The organism is uncultured Wocania sp. (assembly GCF_964021735.1).
Classification (GTDB): Bacteria; Bacteroidota; Bacteroidia; order Flavobacteriales; family Flavobacteriaceae; genus Wocania_A.
The window spans coordinates 19,556-32,787 of record NZ_CAXIBN010000013.1 but is presented as its reverse complement, the minus strand read 5'-3'; the positions used below and the strand labels follow the sequence as shown (position 1 = coordinate 32,787).

The following is a 13,232-nucleotide window of genomic DNA, read 5'->3' as shown; positions in this document are numbered from 1 at the left end:
AAGTAAATTTTTGAAAGTAAAAATAAGTATTCTTAAATAAGTTTAGGAATAAAATAAATATTAGCTATTACAATTTTAAAAAATTAACTTCGCTTAACGATCGGTGTAAATTATTAAACCATATACTAATCGTTATGTGTCATTAAAAAAACAACATGGAAACTATTAGGGATTTTTTGGAATTTGAGCTTATTAGTGTAGGAGAAAATAGTGTACAGGTTTTTACATTAGTGAAAGTTTTAATGATATTTTTTGTAACCAAATTTATATTATGGTTAATTAAGAAAGCCCTTTTTCGTAAACGTAGATTTAAAAAGCTTAGCAGAGGGAGTGTTTATGCCTTACTTCAAATCATTAGATATGTAGTGTGGGTCATTGCAGTTGGGCTTATTTTAGAAACTATTGGTGTTAAAGTTACTGTATTATTAGCTGGTTCTGCTGCTTTACTTGTTGGAATAGGCTTAGGATTACAGCAAACATTTAACGATGTTATATCTGGAATAATTTTACTTTCAGAACAATCTATAAAAATAGATGATGTTTTAGATATTGATGGCGATATCGTTAAGATTCAAAGTATTGGATTACGAACATCTAAAGCCTTAAATACTGATGATGTTTCTATTATAATTCCAAATTCATTAATTACAACTAACAAAGTTATAAACTGGAGTCATCAAACCATGAAGACGCGCTTTAGGATTGATGTTGGTGTTGCTTATGGGAGTGATATTGATTTAGTTATAAAAATTTTAGAAGAAAGTGTATTCCAACATCCCGATATATCTGACCGCGAATCGACCGAAGCACGATTAGTAAATTTCGGTAACTCATCATTAGATTTTCAAGTTTTGTTTTTTAGTCAAAATATATTTCGAATAAGTAAAGTGAAAAGCGATATACGTAGAAATATTAGTCGGGAATTTACTAAAAACAATATCGCTATACCTTTTCCTCAGATGGATTTACATGTAAAATCAAATGATACTGAAACCATAAGGAAAGATGAACAATAAAATAGCAACATATAAATAAGCGTACTCAAAAAAGTGATATAAATTAACTCATAATTTTCCCATCAACCATGGTTAATTTTCTATCGGCTAAATTTGCCAGTTCTTCGTTGTGAGTAACGATTACAAAGGTTTGCCCAAACTCTTCACGAAGTTTAAAAAATAGACTGTGTAAAGTTTCAGCAGATTCGCTATCCAAATTTCCTGAAGGTTCATCGGCAAAAATTAAATCCGGATTATTTATTAAAGCTCTAGCCACCGCAACACGTTGTTGTTCACCACCAGAAAGCTCATTGGGTTTGTGGTTAATACGATGTGATAAGCCTAAAAAATCTAAAAGTTCTTTGGCACGTTTTTCGGCATCTGCTTTTTTTGTACCTTTTATAAATGCTGGCAAACACACGTTTTCTAAAGCTGTAAATTCTGGTAATAATTGATGAAACTGAAAGATAAACCCAATATGTTCGTTTCTAAACTTAGCTAAAGCCTTGTCGTTTAGCGTGTTAATGTTAGTGTTGTTTATGGTAATGTTGAAATCTTCTTTAGCTGAAGCTCTATCTAATGTGCCTAAAAGTTGTAATAGCGTTGTTTTTCCTGCGCCTGAAGCACCAACAATAGATACAATTTCACCTTTTTTTACATGAATATCTACACCTTTAAGGACGTGTAAATCGCCGTAGTATTTATGAACATTATGCGCTTTAATCATAAAAAATAATTAGGGAATGAAAGTACTGCTTTATAGATTTATAAACAACGATTAGCTGTTACTTTTCTTTTTAAAAACATTTTTAAGATTTGAATAATCAATAAAATATTGAAGCTTTAACGAAAATACATGCTGTATGGGTTGATCAAATAAGGTATTCAAACTATTAAAATAGGTGTCTTTTGATGCGGTATCAGAATTAAAAAGCGAGTTTCGGTATAAAGCAGTGAGTTGACTACCTGGAGCAAATTGCCACGAGTAGCGTAAATCTAAATTCCAAGTATTAAAATTGATGTTTGGGCTGTCTTCTACGCTATCTACATTATAACTATTATTTGCTGAAAGTGTTCCATCGTTTTCAAGAATAAACAATTGATAATCATAATTTACGGTGCTCCAAAAGTTTCTAAAAGTAATACTTATAGAATTGAGAGGATTAAAATTATAAGCTCCAGAAAGTCCATTTTCAATCGAAACTACATTGCGTTCACCAAAAATAATATCATCATTTATATTATTAACAAAACCGCGACTTCCTTTATTATTTTGATATTCTAATTCGTAAGACATTCTAAATTTATCATTAAATCTCAAAGTAGGCTCAACTTCAAATTCATAACCAAAAAAATCTCTTTCGTTATCAAACATGGTATACGACCCTAAGTTAGCTTCAATAGAAAATGTTTTATTTTGGTTGGTTTCAAACCAAATACCTGTTGATCCAAAGTTTTTATAAATAAAAAAACGCTTGTTTTCAAAATCACGAGCTTCAAAATAGTCGTATTGCTTTCCTGGTTGAAAATTAATTCTAGCTCCAAACCACATAAGTTTTTTTGTTTGTGCATTAAATCGTAAACCAAAATTTGTTCCTGTATATGTATTTGGATTATATAAACGACGATAATTTACCCAGGTGTTAATTCTAAAATCATTCAACTTTTCTGTGGGTTCGAATATTTGATACGACGCATCTATACCAAAATTGCTAAAGTTGTTTCTATTGTTTAAACCCAAGTCGTTAATATCGTATTCTTCGTCTGCAAACTCATGGTCGAAACTATAACGAAACTTACCATGTGTTTTACCAACTCTAAAAAATGAACTTAAACCTGTGCTAATGCCATCAGATAAATTTACATTGCTTATTTTTACCTGACCACGAATATTATAGGTGTTTCTTTTGTTTGAAACATCGGCTAAAAGTCCAGTAACGTTTCCGTCTCTATAACGGCCATCTCTAGTAACATTTGTGTTTATAAGGCTTATTGATGAATTGCCATTAAATTGTTGGTCGAGAACCAAAATGTTATAATTTGCAAGAGGTTCTGTAACTCTATTTCTATAAGAGATAACGCTATCTGTTATAACTTGTGTGTTTTGGTCTCTAATGTATTCAGTTGTTTTTATTTTGGCTTCTGTTTTTTCAGTTACAGCATTAAAAAAACCAATACCCAAGCCTTTTTTAGTACGCCCAGAGACTTTAACGGCGTTTAATGTTTTAACTATATTTGGGTTATCTATAATTTCTTCACTTATATTATCGTTACTTATTAACTCGTCTTCGATAGCTCCTCGTTTTGTTGGCGAATTTCCAATACGCCTTGAAAAAAATAAATCACCTTTATTAAATAAATCGACACCTTCTTTAAAAAATTGACGCTGTTCATTAAACGTTTGTTCAAAAGGCCCTAAATTCAATCTTACATTATCAAAAGCAGCTTGACTAAAATCGGGTATTAAAGTGGCATCTAAAGTAAAATTTTCGGTAATGCCGTACTTTACATCTAATCCAACATTAAAATCGGTTTCATGCTCGCCATCAAAAGATGTTGATATTCCAGATACAAACGGATAAAAACTTAATCGTGTTGGGGGTTTAATGTTTTTAATGCCCAATAATTCACCGTGATATAAACCAATGTTACCTTTAGTTCTATCAATAGGATTCCACGAATATTGCGAGTTGTCAATTCTAAAACGTCTATGAAATTGTAGTCCCCAAGTTTGAACATCGTCGTTTGAAAATCGAAGTGCTCTATATGGTATTTTCATTTCAACAATCCAACCATCATCTACAATTTTTACAGCACTGTCCCAAACGGCATTCCATCCAAAATCTTCGCCATCATCAATACTAGGAGAAGCAATGGCATCGGCTTGTGTACCAGAACTAAATACGAAAAACTCAGTATCGTTTTGGGCATCGTTATTAGGGTTTAGTACTAAACCAAAAAAATCTGATTGTCCAAAATTATCGCGACTAGTAAATTGCTTTTGGATATCTTCTGGCTTATCTTTTAAATAGGCAGCAACATAAATCGCATTATCATCATAAGTTATTTTAACAATAGTTTTTTGATGAGCTTTTTCCACAACACCCATTTCTGGTCTAAACTGTGTAAAGTTTTTGGCGCTATCTGCATTTTTCCATGCATGGTCATTTAAAACACCATCAATTTTTGGAGCAGCAGTTGTTCTTACAATATTTAATGTTTTTTTGCCTTGTGTATTGGCTAAAAAAGAGCATAATAAAATAAAGAAGAACGAAATGAGTTGCCTCATAAAGTTGATTTGTTTTTTTGTTTGATGATTAAAAGATGGTTTTTAGTAATAAATGTTACATTTTAACAAATGTAGTTTTGTTAAAAATGCATTAATCTTAAGTAAACGTTAAAAAACTAAAGTAATTGTTAATATTTTTTTTCATTTTTAGATAAAAAGTACATCTAAATATTTTTTAACTATTTTTATTCAAATAAGAAATTTCAGTTTAAATTGCCATTTTGACAATACTAGAATCTTAATAAAAATATAACATGCCATATAAAAAATTTGAAGAGTATAATATGCAAGTAACTGATGATGTTAAGAATAGATACAAAAATATTATTGAAGATTTAGGTGAAGATACCGATAGGGATGGTTTATTAAAAACACCCGAGCGGGCTGCAAAAGCAATGCAATTTTTAACGCAAGGTTACCATCAAGACCCTGTTGAAATTCTTAAAAGTGCTATGTTTAAAGAGTCTTATAACGAAATGGTTATTGTGAAAGACATTGAATTATATTCGCTTTGCGAGCATCATATTTTACCATTTTTTGGGAAAGCACATATTGCATATATACCAAACGGACATATAGTTGGGTTGAGTAAATTACCTAGAATTGTTGATGTGTTTGCAAGACGATTACAGGTACAAGAACGGTTAACAGAACAAGTTTTAGATTGTATAAACGATACCTTAAAGCCACAAGGGGTTGCTGTAGTTATTGAAGCTTCGCATATGTGTATGATGATGCGTGGTGTACAAAAACAAAACTCGATAACAACAACTTCTGGATTTCGTGGGCAGTTTGAAAAAATTGAAACTAGAAATGAGTTTTTAAAACTTATTGGAAAGTAATTTTTGGTATGTTTCTTGCGTTATATAGTTTAAAAACAAATACCTATGAAATTAGAGAATTTAAGTAAAAATAAAAAATTAGCATTAAGTATATTATTTGACATAGTTGGTATGTTAACCCTTTTAGATATAATTTGGGCACCAGCATCAGCTTATTTAATGAGTAAAATGTATAAAGGTACTAAAGGAAAAATAGCTGGTGTAGTATCGTTTATTGAAGAAGCTATACCAGGATTTGATATTATTCCAACATTTACAATCATGTGGTTTTTAACCTATGTTTTTAATAAAGAAGAAAAACCTATTGTGGCTGAAGTTCAAGCTGATAATAAATAATACTGTAATAAATATAAAAAAATGCCTTTCAAATTTGAAAGGCATTTTTTAGTTATAAACTATAAGTAAACCCTAAATTAATAGTCCTACCTATATTAAAAATACCATCAGGTTTTAAGCGTGACAAGTGATTTATATACGTTTTATTGGTTAAATTATTTCCAGATAACGTTACACTTAATTCATTTTTAAAAACCGAAAAGCTACCACCAAAACCAGCACTTAAAAGATTGTATCCGTTTGTATTTGTCTCAAAATCACCCACATTATTTTGTTTGAATGTAGATTTTAATTTAACAAAAGTATAGCCCTTTTTAATCCAGTTTTCTTCAAATTCAATTCTTATAATATTACTTATAGAGTTTGCTGGAATAAGTGGTAAATATGTGTCGTTTTTCAGCTTTCCTGTAACGGTTTCAAAACTCGCCTCAAAATGTAACCAATCTAAAGGATGCGGATGCAGGTGTAACCCAAATTCGCCACCATAGAGTTTAGCATCATCTTGTAAATATAAATAAACAGGCGTATTATCGATAACATTGCCGTTGGGCGAAAGAAAAATATAGCTATTAATACTGTTATAAAAACCATTAGCAAAAATTTCTAAATGCTTATTTTTAAACTCTAAAGCAATATCTGTTTGAAAATTTTGCTCACTTTTTAAATTGATGTTTCCTATTTCGTATCGATTTGTGCCTTCGTGAGTACCATTAGATGTGAGTTCAGATAAATTTGGTGCTCTAAAGCCTGTTGCAAAGTTTAGTCTTGCAGTTAAGTTATTAAAAACATTCTTTTTAATACCAAAAGCACCGTTAAAACTGTTGAAGTCCTTGTTTACACCTGAAGCAACATTTATGTTTCGGTTATCGAAGCGTGCACCAAGCTGAATATCTAGCTTTTCAAAATGAATATGTGACGTTGCTAACAGTCCAAAATCGTTAGTTGTTGCGTCTGGAATTAATTGTTCTTCGCCATAATTTGAATTAGTTTGATTCATCCCTTGTACACCAACAATAGTTTCAAATTTGCCCAATTTTGGTAAATGGTATTTTACATCGTAATTAAATGTTTTTAGTTTCATGCGAAGTGCCGCTTCTAATATTTCGTCATCTTCATGTTCCTCTTCTTCATGTTCCTCTTCTTCGCTTTCATGATGATGTTCTTCAAATTCTTTTCTATCATTATAAATGAATCCTAAATTGATGTCTAATTTTGATTCATTTAAAAACAGCGTCGATTTTGAGCTAAATACATGGTTTGTAATATTTTGAAAAGGTAACAAAGGTGTTCTATTAGTTGATTGCTCCCCAATTTCTTCAGGAATTCCTAATTTAGAATTGTTAAGATTATATCGAAACTCAGATTTGAACTTATGATTTTGATAGCCTAAACCTGCTTTAAAATCTTGTTCTCTATAACGTGTATTGGTAACTCGATACGCTTTTGTTTTATAATCTGAATGTTCAGTAAGGCTTCCTCTAAATAAAAATTTAAAATTATTAGCCGAAGACTTATAACCGGCATTGGTGTTAAAGCCATTGGTATTGCTGTAGTAATTGGCACCAAAATCACCCGAAGCTGTATTATTATTTGCAAATTTTTCAGGATTAAGGTAAAGTACTCCACCTAATGCATCACTACCATAAAGTAGCGATGCTGGACCTTTTATAACCTCAACACTTTCAATACCAGCGTCGTTAACGCCTAAACCATGTTCGCTACCAAATTGCTGATTTTCTAAACGAATGCCTTGTGTGTATACTAATACGCGGTTAGAACTCAGCCCTCTAATAACAGGTTTTCCTATGCCTAAACCAGTTGTTACACTTTCTACACCTGCAATATTAGTAATGCCATCGGCTAAAGTTATTGCACCATTTGCTTTTAAATCTGATATGTTTTTATGTTCAACCTTCATAACATTATCACGCTGTAATTTATGAAAGGGTGTAGAAATAATAATACTTTCCATTTCTATTGCAGATGGTAATAATTCTACTGAAATGGGATTGTTTGATGGAATAGTAATATTTAGCGATTGTGTTTCATATCCAATAATCGAGAACAGAATAGTGTATTTACCTGTTGGTAAATTATCTAATGTAAAAATGCCTTCTTCGTTAGTAATTGTTCCTTTTTCTAAATGAGGAATATAAACATTTACATAGGCTAATTTTAAATTTGTATTGGCTTCATTTACGATGCCTTCTATTTTGTTTTGAGAATATAAATTTGATATTGCTAGAAATAGCAACATATTAAGAAATAATTTCATATATGTGTTTTTTAATTTAATAATTATTTAAGCTGAAGAACTCAGCAAACTTTTTTATATTATTAAATTAAAGATGGCGGACCACGAAGTGAAGTTTGTAAGCGTTGATATTTACTTAAAAAATAGTATTGTGATGCAATTTGCTGAGGCTCATTTTTTTCTAAAAATAAATCAATATTAAAGAATGAGTAAGTGAAATTATTGTTTAATTTAAATTTATAAAAATCACATTCAATATCTACTTTATGTATATGGGTGGTGTCGTATCCTTTACAGACTTTGTGTGTGTGGTGTGAAAATACATGTGCAAATTTTATAACAGACGGTACTAAAAATACAACAGCTATAAATAGTGTAATACCTTTAAAAACAATATGTTGTTTAACGTGTTGCACTAATCTAAAAAGCGTTTAAAACCAATTCTACGAAGCATCTTTTTTTCGAAATCCCAAAAAAACTTGTATTGCCCAAAAATCCAACCAATTAAAACAAGTAGTATTTGGTAAAAAATAAACCCTATAATAATATACAATATCCAGTATGCCAAAGTAGGAAGGTTTTCTTTATTTATACCCATTAATTTTATTAGTGGTTTACTAATAAAAACTGATGACGACCCCGTAGTGGCAAACACCAAAAAAATGCTAATCATTTCCCACTTATAAGTTACATGCCATTTTTTTTCTAATTTATTAAAAATAAAAAGGGTTAATTTTAAAAGAATAAAAAAGAAAACACCACTTAGTAGTAAGGTGAAAATGATATTATTATCTTTTAAAAAAATATTTGACAATTTATAAGATGAGTAACCCAAAGCTAACAATCCCACAACAGGAAGGATGAGTTGCCAATTTTTATGTATTTCCCAATGCTCTTTAAACTTTTTCACAATAAAAATTTGAATGCAAAAATAGTTAAAAGAGTTTTAAATTCTAGGTGTAAAGCCAGCTAATTGTTGTTTGTAGGTTAATTGAAAGTAGATAAAATAATTATATAACTTATAATTTACATCATATCCATAATCTATTTGAGGTTGATAGTCAATTTGCATTTCGTAAAGATCTGGATTATAAAGGTTAGGCTGTAATACTCTTTGATTCCATGCTACTACATATTGATAATTTCTGTTTTCTAAGTACTGTTGCGAGTAATATCCTTCTGGTCTTGCTCTGCTTGCCAACCAAACATTAAAACCTGGTTCTATAATAATGATTTCGTATTCTAGTTCATCATTACTAATTTTTACAGTATCGTTTGCTGTTATATTATTAGCTTCTTCTTTATTTATGGAGGGTAATCTTTTCGAAGTATTGCAACTAATAAGAAAACCTAATACTAAAATTAGATAAATATACGTTTTCATAACTTTTTTAATTTAAAGATACAAAAATCATTCCTTAAACATTTGATTTTTAAATGATTTTAACAAAAAATGCTAAACTGTCTTGTTTAGCATTCTTGAATTTATAAAAAGTACTGCAATTTTATTTACCTCCAAAAAGTCCACCTAGCAATCCACCAAGTCCGCCTTTCTTTTTATTACCGCCTAACACCATACCTGCAACATCATCAATTACACTGCCATCGCCATCGGCATCAAGAATAGATTCTAAAAAGCTTTGCTCTTGTTGTGGTGAGTTTCCTTTTAATAATCCGCCTAATAAGCCTTCAATACCACTTGGGCTATTTACTTGTTGTTGTTTACTTTGTTTACCTAATACTCCCATTAAAATAGGAGCTGCAACTTTAAGTATTTGAGCAATTGAGGTTGCATCCATTCCAGATTTTTGACTTAAAGCGTTTTCAACATGTCGTTGTTTTCCACCTAAAACATGTCCAAGAATTTTTTCTCCGTCATTTATAACATTATTATCAACGCCTCCGCTAAATAGCCCTCCTAAATTATCTAAGATACTACCATCGTGTTTGCCGTTTAAAGCACCAAGTAATCCTTCTGCACCTTGCTGTGTTGCTGCGTTTCGTCTCATAGCCTGCATTAATACTGGTAAAGCCATAGTTAAAACATCTTGTGTTTTGTTTTGAGGTTGATTAGTTTGATTAGAAACACCACTGATAATAGTTTTTCCTAGGTCGCTGTTTAATAAGTCTAAAATTCCTGACATGATTATATTTTGTTTTTTTAATATTAATAAATTGGAAGTTCAAGGTACAAAAAAAGTCCCAACATATAGTTAGGACTCAATTATACCATTTCGGTCACATTTTATTTGAAAAGAATTCTTTTACCCTAGAATACTTATTATTTGTGATGCTAATTCTGTACCAATTCTATCTTGTGCTTCGTTAGTTGCAGCACCGGTATGTGGTGTTAATGATAATGCAGGATTCATTAATAATTGAATTTCTGGTTTAGGTTCTTTTTCAAAAACATCTAAAGCTGCTCTTGCTACTTTACCATTTTCAATAGCTTTTACAAGTGCTACTTCGTTTACTACACCACCACGAGCTGCATTAGCTATAATTACACCATCTTTCATCATGTTAAATTCAGCTTCATCAATAACGTAATCCTTTTGTGCTGGAACATGTAAAGTAATAAAGTCTGATTGTTTTAAAACATCTTCTTTAGAAATAGTTTCAATTTCAAAATTTACGGTTTGACCATCAAAAAAATCTAATTCTAAATTCACTTTATCTAAAAACGGATCGAAAGCAACCACTTTCATACCAGCTCCAAGAGCCACTTTAGCAGTAGCTTGACCAATACGACCGAAGCCTAAAACACCTAAAGTCTTTCCTTTTAATTCTGTGCCTTTAGCATAGGCTTTCTTTAAACCTTTAAAGTTGCTATCACCTTCTAATGGCATATCTCTATTTGAGTTATGTAAGTAACGTGCTAATCCGTAAAGGTGACCAAATACTAATTCTGCAACAGAATGTGATGAGGCTGCAGGTGTATTAATTACTTTTAATCCTTTTTCTCTAGCATATTCTACATCAATATTATCCATACCAACACCACCACGTCCAATAATTTTTAGGCTCGGGCAAGCATTAATTAAGTCTTTGCGTACGGTTGTTGCACTACGTACCAATAAAACACTTATTTCTTTTTCGTTGATGTAATTTATTAATTGCTCTTGTGCTACAGTTGTTGTGATAACTTCGTAACCACCTTTTTCTAAGGCATCAATACCGCTTTGAGAAATGCCATCGTTTGCTAATACTTTCATTCTTTTTTATTTTGTCATTGCGAGGAAGTATGACGTGGCAATCTTTTAATAAGATTTCTTCACTTCGTTCGGAATGACGATTAATTTTACGCTTTACTTTCTAACTCACTCATTATTTCTACTAATGCTTTAACACTGTCTAGGGGTAATGCATTATACATAGATGCTCTGTATCCACCAACACTTCTGTGACCATTTAAACCATTAATACCACCTTCTTTTAACATGGTTTCAAAGGTTTCTTTCAGGTTTTCATTTTCTAAAGTGAATGTTGCATTCATGTTAGAACGGTCTTCTTTGGTTGCAAAACCTTTAAATAAAGGATTCAAATCAATCTCAGAATACATTAAGCGTGCTTTTTTTTCGTTTTCTTTTTCAATAGCAGGAATTCCACCAAGATTTTTTAACCATTCTAAAGTTAGCATTGATGTGTAAACAGCAAAAACAGGAGGTGTATTAAACATACTACCTTTGCTAATATGCGTTTTGTAATCCATCATTGATGGAATTTTACGCGATACTTTACCAAGAATATCTTCTTTAATAACAACAAGAGTTGTTCCTGCTGGACCCATATTTTTTTGTGCCCCAGCGTATATTAGATCGAATTGCGAAAAATCAAGTGAGCGCGAAAAAATATCACTACTCATATCGCAAACCATAGGAATATCACACTTTGGAAATGATTTCATTTGCGTTCCGAAGATGGTATTGTTTGATGTGCAATGGAAATAGTCGTAATCTGAAGGAATATCATAGCCTTTAGGTATATAGTTAAAGTTGGCATTTTTTGAGGATCCAACTTCATAAATATCATCATAAATTTTCGCTTCTTTTATGGCTTTATCTGCCCAAGTTCCAGAGTTTAAATAGCCTGCTCTTTTTTCTAAAAGATTTAAAGCTACCATTAAAAACTGTGTGCTTGCGCCACCTTGTAAAAACAATGCTTTGTAGCCTTTGCCTTCTAAACCAAGTAATTCTAAAGCTAAAGCTCTGGCTTTTTCCATGACGTCAACAAAAGCTTTGCTTCTGTGTGAAATTTCAATTAGTGATAAGCCGCTGTTATCAAAATCTATGACTGCCTCAGATGCTTTTAATAAGACTTCTTGAGGTAAAATACATGGTCCTGCGCTAAAATTGTGTTTTTTCATTTTATAGTGAAATTTTATGACACAAAGGTCTTAATTAATATGAGATTTCGTGTTATATAATCAATAATTTTTGGACTATATTTCTAATAAAAATGCAATAGTATCTACATCATCTGCATAATCCCAAAGTTGAGGTTTTTGTGTTTTACCAAAAGCAATTTCATTATTTATAAATCCGCTTGAAACAACACATTGAATTTTATTAGAATCAGTTTTTATTTTTTCTTTTAATTGTTCTGCATCATCATAATATTCATAAAATAAAGTTGCTATTGGCGATGCGTAGCTTTCATCTTCTTTAATCATAAAAAAACCATTTTCTAGCATATCAAATTCACTCATTAAATATACGGCTTTATTATAGTCGTAATTATTGGCGTATTTAGCTTTATCAATTATTGTGTGCCAATGATATATAGATTCAAAAAAAGTGTCAAACTTATAGTTTTTTGGTACAAAAAGTTTAGATACATTTCTGCAACCTAAGCCATAATATCTAAAAATGTCTTCAGATAGTTTTTTTAAATCTTCAGTAGATTCTTTCCCTTTTAAAACTGCAATTGAATTCCTATTATTTCTAATAATAGAAGGTTTGCCTTTAAAATAATATTCAAAATAGCGTGCTGTATTGTTGCTTCCTGTGGCTATTACGGCATCAAAATTTGTTAATTTTTCTTCAGTAAATTCAATTTTACCTTTAAAATCATTTTCAACATATTCTAAATACTTAGCTAAGTAGGGTAGCAGGTGTTTATCGTTTGATGATTGTTTAACCAATATATTATGACCAGAAATTAAAACCGATAAAAAATCATGAAACCCAACTAGCGGAATGTTTCCTGCCATAATTATGGCAATTTTTCTGGGGTTAACAGCATCTAAATTATAAGGTTGCAACCATTTTGTTAAGTTTTTAAGAGTTAGGGAGTCTGACCATCCTTTTAATGCAAATTTTATATTTTCTTGGGTAAACCAACCGTTGCTTTCTTCGGCTAATTTTAGTTGGTGCTTAAAGCCATCAAAGAAAATAGCGTTGTGTTCCACATTATCTTTTTTTTTGATAGCTTCATTAGAAAACTGACCAATAAAATCTCCTAATTTTACAAAAGCGTTAATTCTTTGTTGTAAATGCATTCTATATTTGGTTATG

Annotated in this window: 13 protein-coding genes; 3 read left to right on the top strand and 10 right to left on the bottom strand. The window is 30.9% G+C overall.

The window, feature by feature from the left end; translation table 11 throughout:
• Nucleotides 1-155: 155 nt before the first annotated feature.
• Nucleotides 156-1,016: a mechanosensitive ion channel domain-containing protein gene (locus AADI82_RS02435; RefSeq protein ID WP_341214880.1), complete on the top strand. Its 861-nt coding sequence runs from the start codon at nucleotides 156-158 to the stop codon at nucleotides 1,014-1,016.
• Between the two features lie 43 nt (nucleotides 1,017-1,059).
• On the opposite strand, the gene AADI82_RS02430 is transcribed toward AADI82_RS02435, so the two are convergent.
• Nucleotides 1,060-1,722, bottom strand: a complete 663-nt coding sequence (locus tag AADI82_RS02430; protein WP_341214879.1) for an ABC transporter ATP-binding protein — start codon at nucleotides 1,720-1,722, stop codon at nucleotides 1,060-1,062.
• Nucleotides 1,723-1,773: 51 nt separating this feature from the next.
• A complete protein-coding gene (locus tag AADI82_RS02425) occupies nucleotides 1,774-4,284 on the bottom strand; it encodes a DUF5916 domain-containing protein (RefSeq protein WP_341214878.1) in 2,511 nt (836 codons plus the stop codon).
• Nucleotides 4,285-4,538: 254 nt separating this feature from the next.
• On the opposite strand from AADI82_RS02425, the gene folE reads away from it, so the two are divergent.
• Together folE and AADI82_RS02415 are read left to right on the top strand one after the other, a co-directional pair.
• Nucleotides 4,539-5,126: a GTP cyclohydrolase I FolE gene (folE, locus tag AADI82_RS02420; RefSeq protein ID WP_341214877.1), complete on the top strand. Its 588-nt coding sequence runs from the start codon at nucleotides 4,539-4,541 to the stop codon at nucleotides 5,124-5,126.
• 45 nt (nucleotides 5,127-5,171) lie between these two features.
• Nucleotides 5,172-5,462, top strand: a complete 291-nt coding sequence (locus tag AADI82_RS02415; protein ID WP_341214876.1) for a hypothetical protein — start codon at nucleotides 5,172-5,174, stop codon at nucleotides 5,460-5,462.
• 52 nt (nucleotides 5,463-5,514) lie between these two features.
• Here AADI82_RS02415 and AADI82_RS02410 read toward each other — a convergent pair whose 3' ends face one another.
• The 8 genes from AADI82_RS02410 to AADI82_RS02375 all read right to left on the bottom strand — a co-directional run bounded on the left by AADI82_RS02410 (nucleotide 5,515) and on the right by AADI82_RS02375 (nucleotide 13,216).
• Nucleotides 5,515-7,737, bottom strand: a complete 2,223-nt coding sequence (locus AADI82_RS02410) for a TonB-dependent receptor (RefSeq protein WP_341214875.1) — start codon at nucleotides 7,735-7,737, stop codon at nucleotides 5,515-5,517.
• A gap of 62 nt (nucleotides 7,738-7,799) precedes the next feature.
• The gene (locus AADI82_RS02405; protein WP_341214874.1) at nucleotides 7,800-8,132 is read right to left on the bottom strand and encodes a hypothetical protein; all 333 of its coding nucleotides are present in this window, start codon (nucleotides 8,130-8,132) and stop codon (nucleotides 7,800-7,802) included.
• Nucleotides 8,132-8,626, bottom strand: coding sequence for a DUF6787 family protein (locus AADI82_RS02400; RefSeq protein WP_341214873.1), 495 nt, complete (start codon nucleotides 8,624-8,626; stop codon nucleotides 8,132-8,134). Before AADI82_RS02400 ends, AADI82_RS02405 begins: the two co-directional genes overlap by 1 nt.
• Nucleotides 8,627-8,662: 36 nt before the next feature.
• Nucleotides 8,663-9,100, bottom strand: a complete 438-nt coding sequence (locus tag AADI82_RS02395; protein ID WP_341214872.1) for a DUF6146 family protein — start codon at nucleotides 9,098-9,100, stop codon at nucleotides 8,663-8,665.
• 121 nt (nucleotides 9,101-9,221) lie between these two features.
• Entirely contained in the window at nucleotides 9,222-9,860 is a 639-nt protein-coding gene (locus tag AADI82_RS02390) for a DUF937 domain-containing protein (RefSeq protein ID WP_341214871.1), read from the bottom strand.
• A gap of 120 nt (nucleotides 9,861-9,980) precedes the next feature.
• Nucleotides 9,981-10,931 carry a D-2-hydroxyacid dehydrogenase gene (locus AADI82_RS02385; RefSeq protein WP_341214870.1) on the bottom strand — a complete coding sequence of 317 codons (951 nt, stop codon included), beginning with the start codon at nucleotides 10,929-10,931 and terminating at the stop codon, nucleotides 9,981-9,983.
• Between the two features lie 86 nt (nucleotides 10,932-11,017).
• A complete protein-coding gene (gene serC / locus AADI82_RS02380) occupies nucleotides 11,018-12,082 on the bottom strand; it encodes a 3-phosphoserine/phosphohydroxythreonine transaminase (RefSeq protein ID WP_341214869.1) in 1,065 nt (354 codons plus the stop codon).
• 75 nt (nucleotides 12,083-12,157) lie between these two features.
• Nucleotides 12,158-13,216, bottom strand: coding sequence for an acyl-CoA reductase (locus AADI82_RS02375; protein ID WP_341214868.1), 1,059 nt, complete (start codon nucleotides 13,214-13,216; stop codon nucleotides 12,158-12,160).
• Nucleotides 13,217-13,232 lie beyond the last annotated feature (16 nt).